General features: G+C 57.3%; 22 protein-coding genes. 16 read left to right on the top strand and 6 right to left on the bottom strand.

What is annotated here, in order from left to right:
- The first annotated feature begins 89 nt into the window (after positions 1-89).
- The 6 genes from Poly51_RS14075 (at position 90) to Poly51_RS14050 (ending at position 7237) form a co-directional block, all read left to right on the top strand.
- Complete coding sequence (locus Poly51_RS14075; RefSeq protein WP_146458385.1) at positions 90-794, top strand: PDZ domain-containing protein; 705 nt, start codon at positions 90-92, stop codon at positions 792-794.
- A gap of 210 nt (positions 795-1004) precedes the next feature.
- The gene (locus Poly51_RS14070) at positions 1005-1769 is read left to right on the top strand and encodes a hypothetical protein (RefSeq protein WP_146458384.1); all 765 of its coding nucleotides are present in this window, start codon (positions 1005-1007) and stop codon (positions 1767-1769) included.
- A 311-nt stretch (positions 1770-2080) separates the two neighbouring features.
- Entirely contained in the window at positions 2081-2614 is a 534-nt protein-coding gene (locus Poly51_RS14065) for a hypothetical protein (protein ID WP_146458383.1), read from the top strand.
- A gap of 150 nt (positions 2615-2764) precedes the next feature.
- Positions 2765-3337, top strand: a complete 573-nt coding sequence (locus tag Poly51_RS14060; protein ID WP_146458382.1) for a sigma-70 family RNA polymerase sigma factor — start codon at positions 2765-2767, stop codon at positions 3335-3337.
- Positions 3338-3349: 12 nt separating this feature from the next.
- Positions 3350-3748: an acyl-CoA thioesterase gene (locus Poly51_RS14055; protein ID WP_146458381.1), complete on the top strand. Its 399-nt coding sequence runs from the start codon at positions 3350-3352 to the stop codon at positions 3746-3748.
- Positions 3749-3802: 54 nt separating this feature from the next.
- Complete coding sequence (locus Poly51_RS14050) at positions 3803-7237, top strand: DUF7932 domain-containing protein (RefSeq protein ID WP_146458380.1); 3435 nt, start codon at positions 3803-3805, stop codon at positions 7235-7237.
- A gap of 49 nt (positions 7238-7286) precedes the next feature.
- On the opposite strand, the gene Poly51_RS14045 is transcribed toward Poly51_RS14050, so the two are convergent.
- Positions 7287-8012, bottom strand: coding sequence for a hypothetical protein (locus Poly51_RS14045; protein WP_146458379.1), 726 nt, complete (start codon positions 8010-8012; stop codon positions 7287-7289).
- A gap of 463 nt (positions 8013-8475) precedes the next feature.
- On the opposite strand from Poly51_RS14045, the gene Poly51_RS14040 reads away from it, so the two are divergent.
- Positions 8476-9207, top strand: a complete 732-nt coding sequence (locus Poly51_RS14040) for a PEP-CTERM sorting domain-containing protein (protein WP_146458378.1) — start codon at positions 8476-8478, stop codon at positions 9205-9207.
- Between the two features lie 250 nt (positions 9208-9457).
- Positions 9458-10639, top strand: coding sequence for a M20 family metallopeptidase (locus tag Poly51_RS14035; protein ID WP_246114492.1), 1182 nt, complete (start codon positions 9458-9460; stop codon positions 10637-10639).
- A gap of 21 nt (positions 10640-10660) precedes the next feature.
- On the opposite strand, the gene Poly51_RS14030 is transcribed toward Poly51_RS14035, so the two are convergent.
- Positions 10661-12628, bottom strand: coding sequence for a sigma-54-dependent Fis family transcriptional regulator (locus Poly51_RS14030; RefSeq protein ID WP_246114491.1), 1968 nt, complete (start codon positions 12626-12628; stop codon positions 10661-10663).
- A 199-nt stretch (positions 12629-12827) separates the two neighbouring features.
- On the opposite strand from Poly51_RS14030, the gene Poly51_RS14025 reads away from it, so the two are divergent.
- The 5 genes from Poly51_RS14025 to Poly51_RS14005 all read left to right on the top strand — a co-directional run bounded on the left by Poly51_RS14025 (position 12828) and on the right by Poly51_RS14005 (position 17334).
- Complete coding sequence (locus Poly51_RS14025) at positions 12828-13643, top strand: enoyl-ACP reductase FabI (RefSeq protein ID WP_146458377.1); 816 nt, start codon at positions 12828-12830, stop codon at positions 13641-13643.
- Between the two features lie 54 nt (positions 13644-13697).
- Positions 13698-14291 (top strand): thioredoxin family protein, encoded by a 594-nt coding sequence (locus tag Poly51_RS14020; protein ID WP_146458376.1) that lies wholly within the window; start codon positions 13698-13700, stop codon positions 14289-14291.
- A 20-nt stretch (positions 14292-14311) separates the two neighbouring features.
- Positions 14312-15232: a prenyltransferase/squalene oxidase repeat-containing protein gene (locus tag Poly51_RS14015; protein WP_246114490.1), complete on the top strand. Its 921-nt coding sequence runs from the start codon at positions 14312-14314 to the stop codon at positions 15230-15232.
- Between the two features lie 4 nt (positions 15233-15236).
- The gene (locus tag Poly51_RS14010) at positions 15237-15923 is read left to right on the top strand and encodes an ABC transporter ATP-binding protein (protein ID WP_146458374.1); all 687 of its coding nucleotides are present in this window, start codon (positions 15237-15239) and stop codon (positions 15921-15923) included.
- A gap of 106 nt (positions 15924-16029) precedes the next feature.
- Positions 16030-17334, top strand: a complete 1305-nt coding sequence (locus Poly51_RS14005) for a cytochrome P450 (RefSeq protein ID WP_146458373.1) — start codon at positions 16030-16032, stop codon at positions 17332-17334.
- Positions 17335-17350: 16 nt separating this feature from the next.
- Here the strand turns inward: Poly51_RS14005 and recG are convergent, their stop codons facing one another.
- The 4 genes from recG to Poly51_RS13985 all read right to left on the bottom strand — a co-directional run bounded on the left by recG (position 17351) and on the right by Poly51_RS13985 (position 22981).
- Positions 17351-19507, bottom strand: coding sequence for an ATP-dependent DNA helicase RecG (recG, locus tag Poly51_RS14000; RefSeq protein WP_146458372.1), 2157 nt, complete (start codon positions 19505-19507; stop codon positions 17351-17353).
- A gap of 41 nt (positions 19508-19548) precedes the next feature.
- Positions 19549-20502, bottom strand: coding sequence for a carbohydrate kinase family protein (locus Poly51_RS13995; protein ID WP_146458371.1), 954 nt, complete (start codon positions 20500-20502; stop codon positions 19549-19551).
- 48 nt (positions 20503-20550) lie between these two features.
- Positions 20551-21666 carry a DUF932 domain-containing protein gene (locus tag Poly51_RS13990; RefSeq protein ID WP_146458370.1) on the bottom strand — a complete coding sequence of 372 codons (1116 nt, stop codon included), beginning with the start codon at positions 21664-21666 and terminating at the stop codon, positions 20551-20553.
- A gap of 64 nt (positions 21667-21730) precedes the next feature.
- On the bottom strand, positions 21731-22981 hold the full coding sequence (locus Poly51_RS13985) for a DEAD/DEAH box helicase (RefSeq protein ID WP_246114489.1): 1251 nt from the start codon (positions 22979-22981) through the stop codon (positions 21731-21733).
- A gap of 81 nt (positions 22982-23062) precedes the next feature.
- Here Poly51_RS13985 and Poly51_RS13980 point away from each other — a divergent pair, with 81 nt between their 5' ends.
- The 3 genes from Poly51_RS13980 (at position 23063) to Poly51_RS13970 (ending at position 25649) form a co-directional block, all read left to right on the top strand.
- The gene (locus tag Poly51_RS13980) at positions 23063-23575 is read left to right on the top strand and encodes a rhodanese-like domain-containing protein (RefSeq protein WP_222435859.1); all 513 of its coding nucleotides are present in this window, start codon (positions 23063-23065) and stop codon (positions 23573-23575) included.
- On the top strand, positions 23547-24371 hold the full coding sequence (locus tag Poly51_RS13975) for a carbon-nitrogen hydrolase family protein (RefSeq protein ID WP_222435858.1): 825 nt from the start codon (positions 23547-23549) through the stop codon (positions 24369-24371). The genes Poly51_RS13980 and Poly51_RS13975 overlap by 29 nt, the downstream gene beginning before the upstream one ends.
- A 369-nt stretch (positions 24372-24740) precedes the next feature.
- Complete coding sequence (locus Poly51_RS13970; RefSeq protein ID WP_146458369.1) at positions 24741-25649, top strand: 3-methyl-2-oxobutanoate hydroxymethyltransferase; 909 nt, start codon at positions 24741-24743, stop codon at positions 25647-25649.
- Positions 25650-25885 lie beyond the last annotated feature (236 nt).

Raw genomic sequence — 25885 nt, 5'->3', positions numbered from 1 at the left:
GTCTTCGTCACTCTCGGGTGGCGAAGACTTTTCGCAGTTCCAGCATTCGTTCCAATAAAACTTGCCACACCTTTACCAAGAGCCATCCCATGAAACGCTTTCTTATCGCCGCCGCCTTGCTGGCTTTCACCACAAACACGTTGCCTGCCCAAGATGCCCCGGCGCCGCCCGTGGCGGAAGCTCCCGTTGCCGACGAATGGGGAATGACGCTGACCGAGATGCCAGAACTGTTGCGGATGCACCTGCCGCTGCTTCGCCCCCACAAAGGAATGGTGGTCGAGAGCGTTGCCGAGGGCAGTCGAGCCGCCGAGTTGGGCCTGCGGGTCGGCGATATCCTTACCGAAATCGACCAACGGCCCGTTCAAGCGGCTTCAGATCTTGGGAATGCGAACCCGCGAATCGGATTGATGGTGATCCGACGCGGCGTTCCAAAAATGTTGGTTGCTGGCATGGGGAACCGGCCGGGAGCGATGCTGCCCAACGTGAACCGGTTCCCAGTCATCCAGCCCAACCGACCCGCGATGGGCCGCAGCTTCTCGCCCTTGGGCACGTCGCCGGGAACCCGTTCATCAGCGTCCTCGTCGGTTTCCTCGTCCGTTTCCGGTAACGGAGAATCGGTTTCGGTCAGCCAGAACGGCGACCAAATCATGCTGGACATCGCATCGTCGGACCCCAACGTCGGACGCGTCCGAATGAGCGGCACGATCGCTGAAATTCAGGACCAACTTGAAAACGGCGAACTGAGCGACGGCGCCAAAGCCGCGGTACGCCGTGCCCTGCGGGGCACCCCTTGAGGATTCGCCAACCAGAGGATTCGCCAACCCTTTGCCCAGAAAGACCTTTCGCATTGCGACGTCTGATCACACTGAAATGACCAGAAAGCGACGAATCACGTTTTTACGTGGAATTTCTTAAGGGTCCAACCGACGCACGACGCAGGTTTGACTGACACTCCCCGAGTATGCTGACATACATCCCCAATTTAACCCCATGAGATCCAGACCATGCCTTTGAAAATCATCTCACGAAGTTCCGCCCTCGCCATCGTCGCTTCGCTGTCGTTGGCTGCCTCCAGTGCTTCGGCCCAGACATCGTACCCAGGTCAGATTGGCGTCGGCGGCCCAGGACCGATCCAGGGAGCCCCGGTTTATGGCGGAGGCCCAATCAGCGGTGCAGGCCCTATCAACAGCGGTGGATGGTACAACCCCGAAATCTACAACTCGGGTCGCCAGGTTTCCGACGTCCAGTACGATCCCTTCACCGGCCGCGTGATCGTTCGGACGGACAAGAACACGGTCCGCGAAAGCGTGCTGGACCCGAACCGGACCTATGCCGACCCCGGTTCGTATCAACAAGTCAATCGCTACGAAACGGATGTGAACGGTATCCAGTGGCATGTCACGGGGACCCAGTGGACTTCCAACGGAGTGCCGCACGGAAACCTTTCGCGGCGACAAGTCGGTGGCGTCCATCACGGCGGCGGCATCATTGAAGACCGAAACGAAAACGTGACCTACAGCACCCAGCCAGGCGGCCAGACCCCAGGTGCCCAACCCGGCCAAAACCGACCGGGACAACCGGGCTATGGCGTCTATCCTGGCCAAGTCGTTTACCCCGGCCAAGGTGGAGTCATCGAAGACCGAAACGAACACGTTCAGTTTTCCACACCCACAACGGGTGCGCGTCGGCCTAGCCAACCCGTTCGCCGCAACACGATTCTGCCCGGCAACCTACGCTCGCTTGGACGCAATTTGAATCCATTCAAGTAGCCTTCATGGCGAATCGCTAAAAACGGTTCACCGTACGACGGAACGACCACCCAACGCCGATCCTGCCCAGGATTCGGCGTTTTTTCGTTGACGCAGCCCGACACGGTGACACGGTGAATCGGTGACACGGCGAATCGGCGAATCGGTGAATCGGTGACACAGCGAATTGATGAGTCGATGACGGTGTCCGAAAAAACTTCAAGAAAGCGTTAAGGGGTTTGGCCAAGGTTCTCGCATGACTCCCATGAAAGCCAACTGTGACTTTCAGACTCAAAAACGACTCACTCAACTTTCTTTCAAGGAACCTTACGATGACCCGCATCACCACCTCGATCGCCCTGGCCGCCCTTTGCTTGTTCGCCCTTAGCATGTTCGCAGTCGACGCAAACGCTCAAGTCACCGCCAGCAGCTACTCCAACGGCGGCACTGCGATCGCCAACGCAAGCGGCCGCGGCAACACCCGTCTGAACGCGACCGCCGTCGCCCGTAACGGCGGATTCGCTCAAGCCAACATGTTCGGCAGCGGTCGCAACGGTGGCTTCGCAAGCGGAAACAGCACCGCCATCGCCAACGGTGGCGTCGCTATCGCCAACGGCCGATCGATCGCGAACGGATGGGGTGCTCGATCGCACGTCAACTCGACCGCTCAATCGACTTGGGGTGGCGTCGCCCGATCCAACGGCCAAGCCATCGCCAACGGAACCTGGTCCAACGCCCGTGCCAACGCGAACGCACGAGCCAATTGGGGACAAAACAGCTTCAGCGGTGCCCGTGCCATCGACAACCAATACTACAACCCACAACCGATCTACCAACCGGCCGTCCAACCGACCTTCGGATGGTAATTTGTCAGCCGACCGCACGATCGATTCCGTCCCTCGCACTTGCAAAAGGTGCGAGGGTTTTTCATGCGCGGTCGGTGGCGGGCGTCAGATGTTATGTTGGTGGTCCAACGTTCGCCATCGATTGCCCCGACGAAATCTCGAGTAGCCGCCATGACTGATTCGCCTCACGAAGTCTCAATTCTGCTTCAGCGGGTTAAATCGGGCGACGAGTCGGCCAAGGAAGCGTTGTTCACCGAACTGCAAAGCGAGCTGCGAGGAATGGCGGCGGCGCTGATGAGTCGCGAACGACCCGATCACACGTTGCAGGCGACGGCGCTGGTGAACGAAGCCTGTTTGCGGTTGCTCGATTCCGACGCGGTCGCCAATGCCGCCGACCGACGTTACTTCTTCGGAATGGCGAACCGCGCGATGCGACAAATTCTGGTCGATAACGCCCGAGCCCGACGGACAACCAAGCGAGGCGGCGAGTACACGCGTGGCTCGTTGGATATCGTGCTGGACAATTTCGAAGCCAGCAACCAATGTGACTTCGTCGATCTGGAAGCGTCATTGGACGAACTGGAAAAAGACTCGCCTCGTCAACGCGAAGTGATCGAACTGAGGTTCTTCTCGGGGTTGTCGATTCCCGAAGTTGCCGAAGTCTTGGACGTTAGCGTGGCCACCGTCGAGCGAGATTGGCGACTGGCACGAGCCAAGCTGTACCAGAGTCTTCGGGGCGAGTGAACGAACATCAAAATGCGAGAACATACGACCCAATTACGCGTCCGCTACGACGAATGTGACCCCATGGGGTTGGTGCATCATTCGCGGTACTTGCAGTATTTCGAAATCGGTCGGACTGAGCTGCTGCGCGCCAGCGGCGGTCGGTATCGGTCGATGGAGGAAGCGGGCCAGTTCGTGGTCGTCGTCCGCGTCGATTGCCGGTATCGCAGTTCCGCCAAGTACGATGACCTGATCGATATCCACACGCGGATCGCGAAAGTCACCGCCGCCAAAATCATCCACGACTACTCGATCACTCGCGACGGCACCGCACTGGTCGAGGCAACGGTGACGTTGGGAGTCATCGACCGTGACGGTAAACTGCAACGCGTCCCCGAAGAACTGCAAAAGTTGTACGCCAACACCGTTTAGCTCCCCACCGGCCCCGGTCATTGGCCCAACGTCTCCCACAAGTCCGATCGCACCTTGCCGTTTTCATCTTCCCCCGACGATTCTTCGCCTAGTTTCAGTGACGCCGGCTGCTTTGCGTCCGATGCCGAGACGCAGTTGTTGGGTGTGATCGACATCAGCGGTCGCGATGGGCCCAACGGTCACGACGGACAAAACTATTACAACTCGCCCGCCACACCGGGCACACGCGGGATGCGCGGCGGCGACGCGACCGATGCGGTCCCCGGCCAGCACGCCGGCGCGGCCCAATTGGTACTCGATTACCAGCGCGGTGACCGGTCCAGCGGTGTGCTGGCCATCGACGGTGAAGTCCAACCGGCCGGGCAAACACGATCGGCCTTGCGTGACCAAATTGCGATCGGCAACGAAGGCTATCTGTACATTCGCGGCACGGGGGGCAAAGGCGGAAACGGAGGACGCGGCGGCGACGGCGGCCCCGGCAGCCAAGGGTATCGTGGACGCAACGCGACTCGGTTCACGTCCGGGTCCAACGGCGGACCCGGTGGCGATGGCGGTGATGCAGGCGAACCGACCGACGGAAAACCGGGCGGCAAGGGTGGCGTCGCCATCGTTTCGGTCGACGAAGCAAACACGGGCCTATTGATGTTGGTCAAAGGCAACCTGGTCGGCGGCGACTTGGGCTTCGCCGGCAAAAGTGGTCGTGGTGGACGAGGCGGCCCCGGCGGAAAAGGCGGCAGCAGCTATCACTGGACCGAAACAAGAACGTACCGCGATTCAAAGGGCAACACGCAAACGCGGACCATCATGCGGTCCAACCCGGGCGGCATCAACGGCCCGTCCGGACGCGATGGATCGACGTCGCGGTACCGCGCCAAAGACGCGTGGTCGGGCAACGATGGTCGATTCCAAATCGTTGTCACCGATGCACGCGGCGGCAGCCGAACGTATGACTCGCCGTACGACTTGGATCTGGTCACGTTCGACGTCGCCAGCGAGTACACCGTCTTAGAACCCGATTCCCTGGTTTCGATCGACAACCTTACCGTTCGCAATTGCGGCGGAATGCCAACGCCGCCCAACTACACCGTTCGTATCTTCTTAGAAAGCGACGACTGGCTGCTCGTCAAGAGCGTCGATTTAGAAATCAAGCAATCGCTTGCACCGGAGGAAACGTACACGTTCGACACGATCGGCATTCGATTGCGATTGGGCGACTACGTCGTCGACGATCCCCGCAAGCGATCGTTCCGACTGCGACATCCGGTGTCGCCGCAAGCGAGTCTCGAGAGCGGTATCGGGCGTCCGTTTCGCAACTTCGAAAATGGCGAAGACCTGCACGTCCGCTTTCCCATCGAATTGATGCCGATCACGTGTTTGAACAGTTTGGCGCCGGGCGAATCGACCCGAGTCATCTGGGGCGTCACCAATGTTGGTGACGAGACGTTCGACCAGAAGTATCTGTATCGCGCCGTACGATCGCACCTTCGGTTGTTGGGCGGTGACTTGGACACCAACCAAATCGTTTTCTTCGGCACCGATGATGCGGAATTCGACCTGCTATCCGGGGCCTATGAAAATCGCGTCGGCGAATTGGCACCCGGCGCGACCACGGTCATCGAGACGCGGATCGGCATCAAAGATTCGGCCAACGCGATTCCGTATCAAGGGTTCGCTCTGGGCGTCGACTTGGATTTGCAACGACCCAAGTCGAGCGACGACCGCGAAAAGTATCGCCGGGTCGATTATCGCAAGACGTTCATTCGAGTTTCCGAACGTTACCTGCGCGAAGACGGCTCACGTTTCTTGCTGATCGCCAACGAAAAGACGACGACCACCGACATCGACAAATGGACCCAGCTTGCCGATTACTTCGGCAGCAGTTTGGATGTGTGGGATGTTTCCTATTATGGATTCCTTGACTTGGTCCGCGCCGTCGATCACGACAAATCGCTGCTGCAACAATGGTCGGGGATGACCATCATCATTCCCAATAACTATTACGAGACACCCTCGGGATCGACGGTCGCTTTCAAGCAGTTGGCCAAGAGTCAGTTCCTGCGGGCGGCGGCCGACCATGACATCAATTTTTACATCGTCGGCGACTCACGAACGGGCGGCGAAGCGATGCTGGGCACGTCCTTGATTCCGGTCAGCGACGAAAAGAAGCCGAGTCAGTTGAAGACGCAGCGTGAATTTTTGAAAGCGGTCAGCAAGTGGAACAAGTACGTCGCCCGCAGCCAGGAAATCGTCGGCGGCGTGACCGGCGGCGCGCAAGACTTGGCCGACGTGTCGCTAGGCGCGGTTCACGAATTCGACATCAATCGCCGGACGATTCTTTTTCAACCGAAGGCCGAGTGGCTCGAGGAGGAAGCGAAACGATTGCAACGCAAACTGTCCAAAGACGATCCGCTGCACCGCTGGATCATCGTTCACCGCTATGACACCGGCGACACCGATACGGAGTGGGGATTCTTCAAACGTCGTAAGATCGGCAAACTGGAAGTGCGCCGAACCCTCGATGCAACCAAGGGGTCGGCGGTGTTGTTCGAAGTCGACGGAATTGACGCGATCGATCGTGACTTCATCACCAGCAAAGCTAACAAGCACGGCATTTTCTTGGCATTGAAGTTCGAAGACAAAGTCGATCGTTTCATTCGATTGGTCAGCGAACGGACGTTTCCCCGCTACAACGAACAATACATCGACCGACCGATGACCGACGACGAAGTGCGCCAAATCGGTGGCGAGTTGGTGGATTCGATTTTGACGGATCTGTTCAATGAACAACGCGTCGCCCGGACGTGCCGAACATGGGGCCGCGGCGGCGTGCGCAACATCATGCCAAAGCTGAATTACTTGGCCGAGCGATCGCTCAACTACGGCGTCACGTATCGCCAGATGCTCGAAAACGAAGTCAGTCTGGGGCTGCTGTATGAATTGATTGCCAACGTGCGATACATGGCGGTAAAGTCAAAAACGGTTTGGGATCATGCTTTCATTCCTACGTCGTTCTTCAAACGAAGTCGCGCCGTGTCGAATTACATGATGGACCGATCCGATCGGATCGCGACGAACATCTTTGGTCGCTACCCGAGTTGGTGGGACCGGATCACGCACGCCGGCGACGACTACGACCCGTTTGGCAGTTCGGCAAAGAAAGAACCGCAGGGCATCGCCCGCAAGACCGCGGATGATCGGATCGCCGCGATCGAGAAAACGCTTTACGCGGCCAAAGTCGGCATCGAGAAGTACGCCACCGCGCAAGACCATCCGGGGCTGACGTACGACCCGGAATTGTTGAGCGAACAGACGCGGGTGATGACGGGCAAGCAGTACGACGAACTGGTTCAAACCGAAGCCACGGCGACTCGATTACGGTACGAAACCGAGAAGGCGGTCAGGGCCGAGCGATCCGATTTGCTGGTGCCCCTGCAAACGCCGCAGGCGATCGAGACTCAAACGCAAGTCTCCGTCGCGACGCCAACTTGAATGTCTCAAAAACGGTTTGCCCACATTCCATTTAACGTGCCGATCCCCGTTACAAATCTCGCCGCTTGATCTCGGTGATGCCCAACAGCGATGCCGTGCCAAGCACCGTCCACTGAAGAACATCAGGCACGGCCGTTCCCATCATCAAGCCAATCGAAATCGTCGACGCGACGATCACCATGGTCGTGATGTAGTTGCCGACAAAGTTCCATCCGACAAGCGAACCCGATGTGACTCGCCCAATCGAAAAGGCAATCAACCCGTACACACTCATGGCTGCAAGAACGCTGAATCCGAGCGCCGCGAATGTTGTCGGCTTCATCAACAGCCAAGCCATCATCAGCGAAACGAAACCGCCGGCCAAGCCGATGTACACACTACGATAAAAGCGATTCAAGTCGGGCGCACAATCGAACCCGCCGCAATGTTTGCAACCGGCGATCACGCGACGGTTGTAGGTGATGATTTCATACATCGGGTGAAACACCCACCAAAACGGCCTTGAATCGAAGATCGGACTCAGCCATCCCCACCGACTGGCCAGCAGATGGGTCATCGCTTTCAAGCCATAGATCGTCTCGCCGGTTGCTCGGTCGAACAGCGGTATCTCGTGCCGCCCCCGATTCAAGTCGATGTTGGCGGTCAGCTCTGGTGAAGCCGTAGCAAACCCGACTCGGTTTTCCGGCTTCAACAGTCCCCAGACCACAAACCCGTAGGTGTAGAGTCGGCACATCGGACAACTGTCGTCGTAAACAATGACTTTATCGTTAGGCATGGGTCACGCTTTCAAGATCCGTTTCGATCGAAGAAAGACAGAACTTCGATCGTTGAATTCCTCTCCCTTTTCCTAACCGCAATTTCGTCCTTTCGCTAACCAACCAGGCATCGAAACCTTTCCGTCCAAGAGTTGGCAAACCCAAGCAAGACAACTGCCAGTAGACGACCCATCAGCGGCAATTTGGCTTTCGGGACGCTTTTTTTAGCTAGGCACGAAGATTTAGCAGTCGAAAACGAGAAAATCGGCGAAAATCCCACCCAAACAACTTGCCCAGCCCAGCTGTTTTGATATCGTGTAAAAGCCGTCCAAGTGTTAACAATTTTCAAATCCAGACTTCACAGAAACTTTTGAGACTGGAATTAACATCTTTTGTAGCGATTTTATCAGCTTAACATTTCTGCATTGGCATATTTTCGGTTCTTGAAACCGTCGCCTTTTCAGGCTTTTTACGGGAATTTCAATGAAATTACTGAGTGTTTTCGCCGCCCTCTTCTGCGTTTCGGCCGTGGCACTGCCCGCCAATGCCGACATGATTACCATCACAGCCCTTGATGTGCGTGGAACCGGGGTTTTCGGCCATGATCTCAATGTCAGTGGCGTTACCGTCAATGGTAACGCCCCCTCAGCTACAAATAGCTTGGCCAATCCCCTCGACATCGTGCTGACCTATTCCAACTTGAATTTGGATGGAGATGCCAGTGCCAATGACGCTGTCACTTTTACAATTCGTGGAACGCGTCCAACGGGGAATGTGACAGCGATGAACCAAGGGCTTGATGCCGGATTTGGAAATTTGGACGGTCTTACGGTCAGTGTGGTCAATGTTTCAGGGACCACGACGGACCTCGGAAACAACATCGTCTTCGATGGATTCACAGGAGCCAATGTCGCGGCTGGTTTCAATGGTGCGATTGACAAAGCCGCTTCGATCAACGGGACAGTTGTTGACCTGATTTCCGCTGCGACTGGTTCGTTCCAGTTCATTCAGGGACCGATTGATTTCGCGTTGACGCCGACCCTGGCGTTCACCGATCCGGTTGGCAATACCAACAGTGCGGGCGGAACGCTTGTTGCGCGTCACTACGATCTACAGTTCAGCACCGTCGCTGTTCCCGAACCATCGTCATTGGCCCTCGTCGGCCTGGCTGGCGGATTGATTGCGTTACGCAGCAGAAATAAGCGATCGGTCTAAGGACTGTGGTTTGTTTCAAACTTTCAAACGCAAGTCATTTGACTTGCGTTTTTTATGCGCCGAGATCAGTGAAAAACAGTAAGCGACAATGAGCCGGAGGTAGCTTCCGAGACACTTCCCCGGTCCGTTTTCATGGTCGAGAGTGAAACAGATGTCCCAATCGCTCTACGATAGGTTCCGGATGACGTGAGTGAGGCTACGTAGACACAAACGAGAGTTCCCGACATACAATCTAAGAAAACGAAATTGGATGGAACCCTCAACAGCCATGGGCATTACAGACCTTTCCGCTGCCGCGGCACTTGCCGAGCTTGTTCGTTTTCCGTCCGTTAGCGCTATAAGCAACGCGGACGTATCTGAACGGGTTCACCAGTGGCTGGCTTCAATGGGTTTCGCGGTTGAGGTCACGGAGTATCGTGACGAAGCTGGTGTTGCGAAAGTCAACTTGGTGGCCCGACGTGATCCGCAATCCCGGTCGGCATCGACGACCGGTGGTTTGGCGTACTTTTGTCATACCGATGTTGTCCCGGTTGCCGATTGGAACGGACCCGGCGGTGATCCGTTCGAAGCCGTCGTTACCGACGATCGCATCTATGGACGCGGTTCTTGTGACATGAAGGGCTCACTGGTCAGCATGATGCAGGCGGCCAGTCGGATCTCGGCGGCCGATCAAACGGCGCCACTTTGGATCGTGTGTACGGCCGATGAAGAAGTCGGTTTCGAAGGGGCCACGCATATGGTCCATCACTCGCCTGCGTATCGTGAAATCGTCGAATCCCAACCGTTGGCTATCATCGGTGAACCGACAGGTTTGCGAGTCGTTCATGCCCACAAAGGCATCACCGGCTTTTCCGTTACCAGCAAGGGCCGCGCCGCCCACAGCAGCACCGACGAGGGTGTCAATGCGAACATCGCCATCACGCCCATCATGGAATTGCTTTGCGAACTTGCCGAAACGACGCGAACCGATCCTTCGCTGGCCGATTCACGGTTCGATCCGCCGCACTTGTCTTGGACGTTCGGCATCAGTGACGGATGTACGGCCGTCAACATCACCCCCGGCCGTTCGGTTGCGTGGTGCAGCTTGCGACCGATGCCCGACATCAATGGTGAATCCCTGATCGCTCGGGTCGAAAGTGAAGCCCTTCGTCGTGGCTTGACGTTTCGACGATTCAAGGGCGGGCATCCGGTTTGGATCGAACCCGATGCGGACTGTATCGAATCGATGTGCCAGATCGCAGGTGGTCCGCCGATGACCGTTTGCTACGGGACGGATGGTGGCGAATTTGACGAACTCGATCAACGGGTCATCTTCGGCCCCGGCAACATCGCCCAGGCGCACACGACCGACGAATGGATCAGCCTGGACCAACTGCATCGCGGGACGGAACTTTACGCACAGGCGATCCGACGATGGTGCATGCAAGACTGATGGATGCACAATGACGGTCGGCTACTCGCCCGACGTTTGCATCCCCAGTTGTCGCATCTTCCGATACAGATTCGATCGGTGCAGTCCCAATCGGCTGGCGGCTTCGGTCATGTTCCCGCCGCTGGACTCGATCGCCCGTTCGATGTGCGAGACCTGGAACAGTCGTGTCGACTCGCTCAGTTCGATCGGCATGTCGATGCGAACAGTACCGCCCAAACGATTGTTGGCCGTACCGGCGATCCCCAAGTCTTCGGATTCGATCAGGTCTTCGCTGGTCAAATAGCACACCCGCTCGATCGTGTTTCTCAGTTCGCGAATATTGCCGGGCCACATGTGGTTTTGCAATGTCGACTCGGCTGCGGGGCTCCACTTGGGAACCTGTCGACCGATCTGGTAACAGAACTTTTCCAAAAAATGGTCGGCCAACAGCAATACATCGTCGCCTCGATCTCTTAGCGGCGGAAGCGTCAGCGACACGACGTTCAATCGGAAAAACAGATCCTCGCGGAAGCGGCGTTCGGCGATCAGATCTTCGAGCGGTTGGTTGGTTGCCGCGATCACGCGCACATCGACGGGAATCGTTTGTGAACCGCCGACACGAACGACGACTTTTTCTTCCAAGACTCGCAACAGTTTGGCTTGCCCGCCCGGACTCATGTCACCGACTTCGTCCAAAAATAGCGTGCCACCGGTCGCCATTTCGAACTTGCCGACGCGAGTTTGGTGAGCGTCGGTGAAGGCACCTTTCTCGTGGCCGAACAGTTCACTTTCCAGAAGCGTTTCGACCAGTGCGGCGCAATTCACGGCGACGAAGGGTCCGCTGCGACGGTCGCTTTCGTAGTGAATGTTGCGTGCCAGGACTTCTTTGCCCGTCCCGTTCTTTCCCAGTACCAAGACCGTCAAATCCGTCTTCGCGACTTTGGAAGCGCTGCGGCGGACGGCTTCGATGGACGCGTGGCTCCCAATCAACGGCGTCGATGATGCGGCGTCATCGACCAAGCGATCACGAGACTCGACCAATCGGCGCCGCGTCTGCAACGACTCGATCGCAACGGCCGCGTGGGTTGCCAAATCAGCTAGTAGTGCGGCATCGGAATCGTCGAAGTCATCATCGACCCGATTGATCGCCTCGAACACGCCGATCAGTTCTTCGCGGCGCAACATGTCTTGGCTGCGCGACATCGGCACCGCAACAAGCGATCGTGTTTGAAAGGCTAGCGTCTTGTCGACCCTACGGTTGACGCGTGATTCGTCGTCGCTGCCAGCGTTCCAGATTTTTGCTTCGCCGCTTCGCAGCACTTCACCGACGACTCCCGCATCGTCGGCGACTTCCAAGAACTTGTCTTCGATTCCAAGTGCCGGTCGGCCGACCAATTTGCTGCGTCGACGATCCCACAAAAAGATGCTGGCCCGCTCGCAACCCAGCAATCGCGTTGCGGTGTCGGCAATCTTGGCAAGCAGCGCTTCGACGTCATCAAGCTGTTGCCACTGGGCCGCCGCGGAGAGGACGGCCGACAACTGGTCGATCCGACGAGCCTGTTGTGATCCGTTCATTGCTTGACCGAGCATGCCGGCAAACAATTCGGCCGTCTTTCGAATCTGGTCATCCGTTCGATCAGAGTCTTTGATTTGGACGACCAACGCAGAGGTCGTCGCTTGTTGAAAGATTGGCGAAATACACCAACCGCTGGAAAAGGTTGCCCCGGGCGAAGGGCCGCTGGCACGATCCAGGACTTCGCCGATCAACCGCTCGGGCAGTGCGGAAGTATCGCCCGACCACGGACCGGCTTTCCAGACGCCACGACACTGGGTCACCAGACCGCCGGCAACGCCACCCATCAGTCGAACACACTCCGGGATCGCTGACCGGACGATCTCTGGACCCGAAGAGTCACCCGTGACGGCAGCGGCCATCGCCGAAGCCGAGCCCCGCTCGGACGAATCGGAGGCGCGAGATGCTGACTCGGAGGACGATGGGGATTCATTCACGGAGCTTCTCAACGATGAAAAAGACGAAGGGGACTCATTCGTTCTACTCGCGTCGGCACGCTCGAGGGCATCGGTCGAAGTAGAAAATGGCGGCATGGTGAAAGAAGTCAGTCAAGGTAAATAGACGAAAGGGACGGTTTGGCGGTATGTTGGGCCCTCACTCGCATTCGATTGCCCAACCAACCAGGAAACGTCTTACATGCAATTCGCCGGAAAAAAGGGACTCATTCTAGGGGTCGCCAATGACCACTCCATTGCCTGGGCAATCGCAAAACAAATCATGGAAGCCGGTGGGGAATGTGGTTTTACCCACTTGCCGGACCGACCCGACGACGAGCGACAACGCAATCGCCGACGTGTTTCGCAACTGACGGATCATTACGAGAACGCAAAGTTTCTCGTACCAATGGATGCGCAGAATGACGACGATATCCGCACTGTTTTCGAAAAAGCCGCCGAAACATTTGGAAAGATCGACTTTTTGCTGCATTCGATCGCCTTCGCTGATCGCAATGACCTGGCTCGCGACACCGTTTACACGTCGCGCGACGGCTTCAAATTAGCGATGGACGTCAGCGTGTACACACTGATCGCCTGCACAGCTGCAGCCAAAGAAATCATGAATCCCGGCGGGTCAATCGCCACGATGACGTACTTCGGTGGCGAAAAATGTGTCCCCGGCTACAACGTGATGGGCATCTGCAAAGCCGCTCTCGACGCGACGGTCCGCTATTTGGCGTATGACATGGGACCACAGGGAGTACGCGTCAACGCACTTTCCGCTGGACCCGTTCGTACACTGGCCGGACGAGCTGCCGGAGTCGAAGAAATGCTAACCCTCTACGAACACATGGCTCCGCTGGGCCGAAACGTCAGCCACGAAGAAGTCGGCCGAACCGGTGCGTTCTTGTTGAGCGACAACAGCGAAGGAATCACCGGAGAAATCCTCCACGTCGACGGCGGTTACCACGCGATGGGCAGCCCCGGTCGTCTGCTGAACAAGCTGAAAAGCTAAACGTCAAATTGCATTTTCACATCACTGATTCCCTAACCCCTTAATCCTAACGCCATGGTTCGCACTGCCAGCACGATGTTGCCCCTCGGCACGACCGCGCCCCGATTCGAATTGCCCGACACCGACGGAAACGTCGTTTCGTTGGATCAGTTCGAGGGCAGGAAAGCGTTGCTCGTGATGTTCATCTGCAACCACTGCCCGTTTGTAAAGCATGTTGCCGATCAACTGGCCAGCCTGGCCGACGATTACACATCCCAAGGCGTCGCCGTCGTCGGTATTAGCAGCAACGATGCCGACAATTATCCCGACGATTCGCCGGCCGCGATGGCCAAAGAAAAGGCGGAACGCGGTTACTCGTTCCCCTATCTGTTTGATGGCGATCAAAGCGTCGCAATCGCGTACTCGGCTGCATGCACGCCTGACTTCTTCCTTTTCGATGCCGACAAGAAGTTGGTGTACCGCGGCCAGCTCGATTCCAGTCGTCCGAAAACGGATATTCCCGTCACGGGGGAAGACCTCCGCGCGGCAATCGACGCCGTCGTCGGGGGCCGACTTCCCAGCCCCGATCAACGACCATCGATCGGCTGCAACATCAAGTGGAAAGAAGGCAACCAACCGCAGTACTTCAATCCGCAAGGCACTGCGTGAACCCGCCCTATCTGCAAACCTTGACATTGCAGCTGGCCATCGGTGCGGCCGAATTGGATGACCTACTGCGTCATCGACACGTCGATTGGTTGGTGGGGAAACAGCGGGCCGACGGAGGATTTGCCGGTCGCGAAGGCGAAAGCGACCCATACTACACCGCGTTCGCGCTGCGAGCACTCTGGATCGCCGGCGGCTTGGATGAACCGATCGGCAAGCGAGCCGCCGCGTTTTTGAGGACGCGACTGCAACGACGCGAATCGATCATCGATTTGATCTCGCTGATCTTCGCGGCCGCGATTTGTGAAATGGCCGTTGGCGAGGTCGTGATCAGCGATGATGACCACGATTGGCGTGCCAACGTCGCTGCCATGTTGGAAACGCTGCGTACCGACGACGGTGGTTTTGCGAAAACACCCGAAGGACGCGCGGGCAGCACCTATCAAACGTTCTTGTCGGTCCTGTGCCATCAGTTGATCGAAATCCCCGTCAACGACGTCGACGCCATCGAACGATTCTTGGCATCACAGGCGCACCCGGACGGCGGATACTTGGAAATCCGCGCCGCGAAACGAGCGGGCGTCAATCCGACCGCCGCGGCCATCGGCACACTTAAAGCAATCGACCGGTTGAACGTGGCCGATCATCGCAACACGATCGAGTTCCTGTCGGAAATGCAGACCGACGAAGGCGGCTTGTCCGCCAACACGCGGATCCCTTTCGCCGACCTGTTGTCGTCGTTCACCGGATTGTTGACGTTGTCCGATTTGGAAGCCGCGTCACGAGTCAACATCGACTCGGTTCGCCGCTATGCTTTGGCGATGCAATCCCCCGAACCCAACTCCGGTGGATTCATTGGTTTTTCTCTCGACCAAACCGCCGACGTTGAATACTCGTTTTACGGTTTGGGTACGCTCGCGATGTGTGAAATCCTTTCAAGCTAAACTCATGAATGCACCCTCCACGTCACCATCGTTGATCGTCAAGAATCTCTCGAAGGCCTTTCCCACTGCAGGCGATCCCTTGCGAGTGCTTTCGGACTTGAGTTTAGAACTCGCCAGCGGCGATTCGTTGGCGGTTGTCGGCCCCAGCGGCAGCGGCAAAAGCACGCTGTTGCAGATCCTGGGCACTCTCGATCGCCCCGACACGGGAACGGTCACGATCGATGGGGCCGATCCGTTCGCGCTCGCCGAAAAGGAACTCGCACAGTTTCGCAACCAGAAGATCGGCTTCATCTTTCAAGACCACCATCTGTTGCCTCAACTAACGGTTATCGAAAACGTACTGGTTCCCGCGTTGGCGTTCGGCAAGCCATCGCCCACCGACATTGGTCGTGCGAACGACTTGCTCGGCGAAGTCGGATTATCGGGGCGACTCGGTCACCTGCCCGGTGAACTATCGGGTGGTGAACGGGAACGAGTCGCTATCGCCCGGTCGCTGTTGATGCAACCGACGTTGATCCTGGCGGATGAACCGACGGGAAACCTGGATCGCAAAACCGCCGACTCGGTGTCCGAACTGCTGTTACGACTTCAACAATCCGTTGGCGCGATCCTGATCACGGTCACCCACAGCGAATCCCTGGCCTCCGCCATGGCCGATCGCAAAGAACTGGTCGAAGGCCGTTTGGTTTAAGTGAGCCGATGGCCCGTGAAGCCACGTATAGTGCAAGTGGACCCGGACGTTCTCTTAAGCGCCGCTGCATTCCATCAACCATCCACCTAACTCGATCGCGAAGTCCATGCCCGACCTGCCAAACGGCCCCCACGGCAAGTGGCGTACGACTTGGGGAATCATCCAGAACCCACGGCGACTGTTCAACAAGTGCGTCCAACAGTTCGGCGACCCATTCCTGATGCGAGCCATCAACGGCAACGTGGTGGTGACTGACCGACCCGATTTGGTTGAACAAATCTTTCGTGCCGACCCCGACACGTTTTCCGTTTTCGCCAGTGAAGGAATTCGTCCGATCTTGGGCGCGGGTTCGTTATTGATGATGGAAGGACCGCCGCATCGTGCGGAACGCAAACGCGTCGCGCCACCATTGCACGGCGATCGCATGAAAGCGTATGGCGAAGCGATGCAGTCGATCGCGTTGGCAACCGGTCGGAACTACAGCGACGGGCGCGAGTTTACCGGGATTCGATTGGGCACGGAAATCTCGCTGGATGTGATCCTGCAAACGGTCCTGGGCGCCGACTCGAACCAATTGATGAACGAGTTTCGCCATTCCACGCGAGGCGTGTTGGATCGGTCGCTGCCGATCCTGTTCTTTTCGCCCAAAACGCAGTTTTCGCTGCTGGGGTTCAGCCCGATGGATCGTTTGCGAGTCGTCCAGGCGAAGTTGCGGGAACAGATCAAACAAGAAGTTCAGCGGCGCGGCGATTCGATCCACTCCCGTGAAGACATCTTGTCGATCCTGGCACGGCCCACCGAATCGGATCCCGAAATCGATTTCGAACATCTCGCCGACTCAATCGGCACGCTGCTGTTTGCCGGACACGAGACCACCGCCGTCTCGATTGCATGGTCGCTTTACCACCTGCATCGAAACCCCGATTGGCTGGACAAATTGCGAGCCGAACTGGACCAGTGCGACATGAGTCCCGAGTCATTGGCGGCGATGCCGCTGCTTCGTGCGATCGTCCAAGAAACACTTCGCTTGAACCCGATCGTCACGGAAGTGCTTAGAACCCTAACGCGGCCGATGGAACTTGGCGGTTACCGATTGCCGACCGGTTTCTCCATCGCCGCGGCATCGTGCTTGACGCACTATGACGAATCCATTTATGCGTCACCGGAAACCTTCGATCCCGGCCGCTTCATCGACCGAACCTACACGCCGTCACAGTACTATCCGTTCGGCGGTGGCAACCGGCGATGCGTCGGCGCCGCGTTCGCCACCTACGAACTTGCGATCGTGTTGGGCACACTGGTTCACAACTATCGTTTTGAACTTCTGGATAAAGTGCCCGTTGTTCCCCGTCGCCGCAACGTCACGATGGGGCCGTCGACGGGTGTCCGAATGCGAATCATTCCCAACTGATGGGATGCCACGTCCACTACGCCGCGTCGCCCAGATCCATTCGCTTTCCGTAACGACGAATCATCTGGTCCCGAAGCGCGGCAACGTCTTCGGCATCGAGTTCCGGATCCTCGTCAATCAATTCCTGGGCCATCGCCCGCGCGACGGCCAAGATCTCGACGTCGCGATTCAAGTCAGCGATTCGCATCGGCGGCATGCCGCTCTGTTTCCGTCCCAGAAGATCGCCGGGGCCTCGCAATCGAAAGTCTGCCTCGGCCAATTCAAAACCATCGTCTGTTTGTTCAAAGACCTTCAGTCGCTCGTTTTCGTCCGGCGATCGTTCGCCGTCGGTAAAGACGCAAACGTGACCGGCGTGGGCCCCCCGCGCGACGCGTCCGCGAAGTTGGTGAAGCTGCGCCAGCCCGAAACGTTGCCCACCCATGATCGTCATCACCGTCGCGTTGGGCACGTTGATTCCGACCTCGATGACCGTCGTGCTGACCAAGACCTGTGTCCGTCCCGCCGCAAACGATTGCATGATTGCTTGCTTTTCGTCATTACTCATCCGACCGTGAAGCAAGCCGACTCGGTAATCCGACAGCGCTCCGTTGCACAAATCCTCGTACACCGTTTCGACCGACGACACGTCTTCGGCCTCGACATCCTGGTCTTCCGCGGCCGAGACTCGTGGTGCAACAACGAAAGCTTGTCGGCCTTCGTCCAGCCGCTCGCGAACGAACGACCACCATCGATCCTTCCATCCGTCGTGCGACAAATACGTGTTGATCTTTCCGCGACCGGGCGGCTTCTCGCGAATCGTACTCAGCTCGACGTCGCCAAACATCGTCATCGCGATCGATCGCGGAATCGGTGTCGCCGACATCACCAACGAATGCGGATCGAGCCCACCGCTGCGCAGTTGAACCCGCTGGTTGACGCCAAATTTGTGCTGCTCATCAACCACACACAAACCCAGTCGGTGAAATTCGATGTCACCGTACAGAAGTGCCTGGGTCCCGATCAACAGATCGATCTCGCCGTTTGCGGTTCGCGTGAACACGTCACGTCGATCGCCCGCCGACAGCGAACCGCAAAGCAGTCCGATACGAACCCGGCTGCCTTCCAGCATCTCGGAAAGCGTCTGAAAATGCTGGCGAGCAAGTACTTCCGTCGGTGCCATCAACACCGCCTGATGGCCTCCGGCGACAGCCAACATCATCGCGTACACGGCCACGACGGTCTTACCGCTGCCCACATCCCCCTGCAGCAATCGATTCATCGGAAATTGTCGAGACATATCAGCGCGAATCTCGTCGATCGCCAAACGTTGATCTCCGGTCAACGTGAACGGCAAACGATTTGTGATCCGAGCGTCAATCATCGCCGACGAAGGCAGTGGTGGTGCATGCAGATTCGTCGTCGATCGCCGACGTTTCATCGCCAATGCCAGTTGCATCACGAACAATTCTTGAAAAACCAAACGCGTCCGCGCCGTCATCATCAAGATTTCATTGTCCGGCAAATGAAGCTGACGTAGCGCCTCATCGATGGGCGGCAAGTCTCCGAAAACCTGAATTCCCCGTTCTCGCAACCGCTCTGCCGCGGCAGCACGCAACGAAGCCGGCATGACTTCCGACAACTTGCTCGTCAACGACAAATACGTCTCGGCCAAGTTGCGAAGCTCGGCCTGCTTGACGCCCTCGGTCAACGGATAAATTGCCATCATCCGCGGCTCGGGAAGCTTTTCGGTGACATCCAACAAGGTGACCTTGGGATGCACGAATTCCCATCTCAGTCCGTTCAATCGCGGCGAACCCGAAATGATCACCCGCCGACCCAACGTCAACTGATCGGCTCGGAACGCTTGATTGAAAAACAAAATGCGAATCGCACCCGACGCGTTCTCAACGATCGCACCGAACACCGACTTGCCGGGCGTCCGAGAAGTGATTTCAGTGTCCGTGATCGCCCCCAGCAGTGACGCCGGCTCACCGTCACGCAGTTCGTCCACCTTCGCCGGTGGCGCGGGACGTTCATAATCGCGAGGAAACAAGAACAACAGGTCCTGAACCGTCCGCAAGCCCAACTTCGCCAGCCTGCCCGCCCGCGCACGACTCATCCCGGGTAACGTTGCGATCGTTGTCGACAACGTTGGCCCAGACGGTTCGCTCGTTTCGGAATCGGAAGTCGTCATGATCAAATCGTAAACGATTCCCCCGATCGCTGTCGCTTCCCCTAACGGCCCGAATCTTGACGATGGATCGCGGCAAGCGACGGACGATCGATCGCCAAAGCTCCCAAGCCCGCCGCGTTTTTACCCGCAACGGCGGCTGCCAATCGTGAACAGCGGCGAAACGGATAGCCGTTGGCAACGCCCAAAAGAAACGCACCATGAAACGTGTCCCCGCATCCGGTTGTATCGACCACACGGTCCGCGCAAACCGCCGGTTCGTGCCATCGGTCACCGTCACGCGTCGCGAACCAACTGCCCCGTTCGCCTGCGGTCACGCCGATCAAACCTGCACCAAAGTCACTGGCCAAAGAATCGACCAATGCTGTCGCTCCCAAGTTTGGATCCGATCGCGAATGTCGTTGGTGATGCGCCGCCGCGAAGTGCTGGGACACGATCAAGACTTCACTGGCCTCGACCAACGGCAACACTTCATCACGATAGCGATGTGCCCCACCATCGAATGAAATGATCGTGTCGTTTTTCTTGGCAACATCGACGGCTTGCAAACAGGATTCAAGATGACGACCGTTGCAGTGGAAGACTCGCGACGAGGCAACCGTCGTGGCTAGTTCCTCTGTCCACGATAGTTCTCGATCGCTGCCCGGCGAAAACACGATCGTTCGCGAACCCGATGGTCGGCAAACCCAAACGGTGGCAATGGACGCCCGTTGATCGTCCGTAATTTCCAAGCCGTCGCAGAACACACTTGCATCACGCAGATGCGACAAAATGCTAAGCGAGCCAATGTCGTTTCCCAGCCGATCGGCAAGCGCCGTTCGACCACCCATCATCGCTGCGGTTGCCATAGCCACCGCGACGCCGCCGCCCAATCCGATTCGCCGATCGTCGGCCCGAACCACCGATTCTTCCACCGGCAACGTTTCCACGACCATCAATACGTCCAGAACAGCGACGCCGATACCGAAAACGTCAATGGTTTTGATGGGAGCATTCATGGAAACTTGTGAACCGATTGTGGACGAACCCGATCGACGAACGATCGGTCAATTCAAACTTTGACGGACCACGGTCTGGCTGTCTTCGATGAAGAAGTCGTTGAAGTCCGCCGACGCATCGGCCGTGCCTTCCAAATCATACTCGTCGGACACCAGCGTGCCGATGTAGGCTTGAATCCGGTTCGCTCCGTCGGGCGTCGCGTGATGCGTCGCGATCTCGCTGGCAAAGTTGATCAAGTCATAGACCCTCGCCTTACTGGGCAAGATTCGCTGACGTTTGTCGCTGAGCGCTTCGATATTCGACAACCCGTACAGTTCGCTTAGGTTGCCCGCGATCCCTCGCAGGCGTCCAAGCACACCTTCGCACAAAAGTTGCTTGTCACGTTTCGCTTTTTCCAGCGTCGTCGCAAGCGTCAGGCATTCGTGAACCGATGCCCACGAACTTTGACTCGACTCGAATCGTTGACGCAGCGCCACGTAACCGTCCCCATTGTCGAACGACTCGATCGCACGCGAAATGCAGTGATCCATTTGTTTTCCGACGGGCACATCGCTGCGAAAAGTTCGCGCATATCCGATCATGCCGTTGCTGCACACCAACCGCATCATCGACAAGAACAGCCGTGGATGCCCGTATCCGTCGATGGGGGTTTCCAAACAAAACCGATCGCGAAACTGGTCACCGCCGATCGCGAATTGGCGTGAACCACCACGTGGCGCATGAGTGCTGACGACCAACCCCTGGTGGTAACGGACATCCGTCCCGCCGAACCGAGTGATCAGATCGACGACTTCGTCATGCCGAATGACGGGCTTCTTGGGACTGGTCACGGCCAACAGATCTCGCTTGCCCCGTCCATCGGTATCGGTGTGGTTGGCGATGCAGAATCGGAATGACGTGTCCGAGTTGACTTCGCCGATGCGTTGAAAAACTTCGGACGGCGTAAAGTAACGAAAGACGTTCTCCGCGATCCCAAAACGGCTGAAAAACGAACGCCAGAATCGACGTGTCGCGGTCACCGGTTGGCCGTCGATGCGCAAGTCCTTCAGCGATACTTTTCCCGCTTTGGTTTGCTGTACCCGGTCGACTTGCAAGTCGGCAACGGTGGCAATGCCGTAAGTGAAGCGTGGTTTTGCGTTGGTGGTTTCGGATGCTGTGTTCATCGAATTCAATTCCAGGTTACGAAAATCAGATGTTGGATAGATTGAGAGACGTTGGGCCGCAAATTCAAGCGGACGGAGTGAACCATGGATGGCGTTGGCGACTGCGATGCATCGCGATCAACGGCGGCAACTTCACGTCTGCCTTGGCAACTCGGCGGCGTGCGATCATCGCCATTTCATCCAATCGTGCGTTCGCTCGGATGCTTCGCCAACCGTCATCGGTCCACAAATACTGTTCTTCCGGCATCGCCGTCCGCATCATGGGGTGCCGAGTATGGCGACATTGAACGACTTGTTTCTTGGGGACGCGATGAGACGTTCTCAGCACACGACCCGCCATCTGGATCGTGGTACCTTTTCCGCTGGGGCGGCAGAACACGGTTTTCAGTTCGGGACAATCGAACCCTTCGGTCAGAATCGCCATATTGATCAGCACATCGAATCGGCCCGCGACAAAGTCAACCAATTGCCGATCACGATTGCTGGTCGCCGTCACGACTTCGCTGCGAATGCCTCGGTTGCTAAGCATTGCCTGCAGTTCCTCGCACTCGACCCGGCGGTGAAAGAACACCAGTGACTTTCCCCATCGATCGGGATCGCTTGACAGCAAGTCGGCGACCACGGACGGCGTGTACTCGGGGATCGTGTAGTGGTGGTACTGACTCAAATATCCGTCGGCGATCAACGCCGCGATTCCCGCATCGCGGATGACTTGATCAAAACACAATTTGATGCGATCGGTGCGATAGGGCGTCGCCGACAATCCGAGCGTCCACGTCGGGCGAATCTTGCTGTGCAGATTCGCCATGCTGGTGGCGGCGTCGTGTTGCGCTTCGTCGACGACCAACAAGTCACAGGGTGGCGGATCTTTGTCGAACATGCTGATCAAGTGCATCTTGACGCCAAACCGCCGAAGGACATTTTCGGCTTCGGCTTGCGACAACAAATTCCGTCGCATCGCCACCCATCCGACTCGCGAGCCGGTCGTCCGTTGAATGAACGCCGCAGCCGCCAAACCCATCACCGTCTTGCCGCTGCCCGTGGGACTCTCGATCAAGACACTCGAAGCCGCGGGACTGGTCCGATCGCCCACGCGAAATTGTCCCGCAAACATTTTGATCGCCGATTCGATGATTCGGCTCTGGTAGTCGCGTGGCTGCAAGCCGCTCAACGCCCACAATCCCGCAAGGGTCCCACCGATTCCGCCGGCCATCGTTTGGATCGGGCTCGGGTCAAAATTGGCGGTCGTATCGGTGACTGCTGGGTTCACATTTTTCATCAATCCATCGCTCCATGGTTCGTGAATGCCAGCCATCGATGGCCGACTTTTTTGTTCAACGAAGACCAGTGTTTCCGACCGGTGTGACACGTCTGGTCCAAGAGTCTGCAAAAACCGATGCGATCAAACCCTGAGCGAAACCAACAGCCGACCGCCTGTTACTTGGCGTCGCGATCCGCCAGCGATAGGATAGGTGGCGTTCTATTCGCCATTCACAACCACCCCGGTGGGTTCTCCATGGAAGACCAGCAACGTCACTACTTGAACAAGCTTGCCTACGAAATTGATTCGTGGGACTTGAAAGTCGCGTTGGAATCGGACGACAAGATTGTTGTCGTCGACGCACGCTCGCCCGACGCGTACCGACAAGGGCACATTCCCGGCGCGATCAATATTCCGCATCGAACGATGTCAATGGAAACGACGTCGATCGTCGACAAGGATTCGCTGGTCGTCACCTACTGCGATGGCATCGGGTGCAATGCATCGACGAAAGGTGCGTTGCAAATGCTGAAGCTCGGATTCCGCGTCAAAGAACTACTCGGCGGACTGGACTGGTGGAAGCGAGATCAGCACCCCGTCCATTGCGAGGGATCATCGGATGGACAGACGAACTGCGGATGCGGGTGAAACGGCAATGACAAACGTTCGTATCGCTCTGGCCAATGTGCGTAGCCCAGCGACACCCGAAGCGTCGATCGAAATCGTTCTCGACGCGATGCTAAACGCATCGGCAGGGAATGCGTCCGTTGTTTGCTTTCCCGAATGCATTCTTCCGGGCTATCGTGCAGGCACAACGGGAACGGTTCCAGAAACCGGATGGCTGGAAAACGCCTGGTCGATCGTTGATCGAAAGGCAGCCGAGCTGAACCTTTGCGTCATCCTGGGGACCGAGCGACGTGTCGTTGATGATGCCCTGATCACAGCGCGCGTTACTCATTCCGATGGCAGTCACGGTGGGTTTCAAGACAAGGTCCAACTCGACCCCTCCGAGGAAAACGAGTACGCCGCCGGCGTGGGGCGGCGACTCTTTCAGTGTGGGCCGCTGACATTCGGAATCGTCATCTGCCATGAAGGATGGCGGTACCCCGAGACCGTTCGCTGGGCCGCCCGTCATGGCGCACACGTGGTCTTCCATCCGCATTTCGAAATCGTTTCGGATCCCAATTTTCGACCGCGCCAGTTTGCGGATCCTGCCAGCACTTTCCATGAAAAAGCAGCCCTGTGCCGCGCTGCCGAAAACACGTGCTACTTCGCAACCGTCAACTGCGCCCTCCGTGGTGCCGTGACAACATCCGCCATCGTCGATCCCGAAGGCGAACTGATGGTTCACCAACCCTACGGCGAAGAAGGAATTCTGTTTGGCGAAGTAGAAACCGAGCGGGCCACCGGTTTCCTTGCGGGACGATTGAAGGGACAGGCCTAACATGCAGAGCAGAGGATCTGCGTGACAAATGCGATGATCGTTTCTTGCAACGACGTGCGCGACAGGGCCAAAAAGGGAAGCTTCAAATGACCTTCAAGCCAGCAGCGGGAACGGCGGAGAGCTTGACCAGCAAAACTGCTTGCCCAAGTCAGAAGAGGCTATTCAGTCCAGGCAATCCATGGCACGCGTCCGGGCAGTCGCAAAGCATCCCCGCGGTAATGTCGCATTTGCAAAGCCGCTTCTCTTCGGTGTTCGGATCAAGCACGCTAAGATGCAGAACTTACTGCTACCTCGTTGATGCGGCTTGGCGAGATCGAGTGAATCTGCCTGGCGTGTAACAACCGTTCGCTGGAACAGAAAATAGAATCCATGAAATCTGACGGAAACCAATCGAGTGCGCTGCCTCCCAGAGACGCACACAAGCGAGGATTGCACCGGACCATGACCCTTGGCGGGGCATACGCAACCCGAAACTACACCATCAAGCACCTTCAAGACTTGAAAGGGAAAGCCGTTCTCACCGAGACGATGCCCTTTACGACCGACGAGGCAGTCGCGGCGGAAGAGGCGGGCATCGATACGCTCAAAGTCAAGTTTGATCCTGGGAATCCGGCCGGTGCCATTGCGATCCGAAATGCGGCGCCGAATACGTTCATGACGTTCTGTATCGGGCTGACAAAGATTGCGACCGCGGCGGAAGCCGTCCGTGCCGGCTACGACGCGATGGAAGCCGGCGCCGATGGAATCATGTGCCAATGGGGGCCAGAGTTCATTCGCGCTGTTTCGGACGCTGGAATTCCTGTTGAAGCTCACGCCGGGCTGGTGCCCCGTTTGAGCACCTGGACAGGAGGCCTCAAGGCAGTCGGCAAAACCATCGAACAGGCGATCTGGATATTCGAACAGATCCAGTCGTTCGAAGCAGCAGGAGCCTGGGCGGTCGAAGTTGAAGTTGTACCGGCCGAGTTGCTTGCGCAGATTTCGAGTCGCACCCGTTTGGTCACCTCGTCGATTGGCGCGGGCAGCGGCGGTGACATTCAATTCATGTTTGCCGAAGACATCCTTGGCAATCACGCGCCTCCCTATCCACGACACACCAAGCAATACCGGGACCTGTACAAGATGGAGCAGGCAATGCAAGTGGAGCGAGTCGAGGGGTTCCGCGACTATATCGATGATGTCAAAGGCGGCAGGTTTCCAGGGCCCGAACATATCGTCAAAGCACCGAAAGGACTGATCGACCAGTTTCTCGCCGCAGTTGACGGGGACCAGCGAGATTGACTCGCACGGTTGAGCGGCAGCGCATCTGTGCCCATTGCGGGACCGAGCGAAACGCAATATTTCGCAAATGCCTACCGCCATCGACTTTGTTTTCTCCGCCTCCTCGTTGCCCTACGGCTTCAGCGGAAATTGGGGACTGGGTTTAGCGGGCTTCGATCGTCGCCGATGCTTCGATAGACTAGATGCCTTCACCGCTGATGCTCCTTGCAGCAAGGTGGTGATGAACCGGATGATGT

The sequence above is a fragment of the Rubripirellula tenax genome (assembly GCF_007860125.1).
Classification (GTDB): domain Bacteria; phylum Planctomycetota; class Planctomycetia; order Pirellulales; family Pirellulaceae; genus Rubripirellula; species Rubripirellula tenax.
Note: the sequence above shows the minus strand (reverse complement) of the source record. Positions and strands in the feature narration are given on the sequence as shown.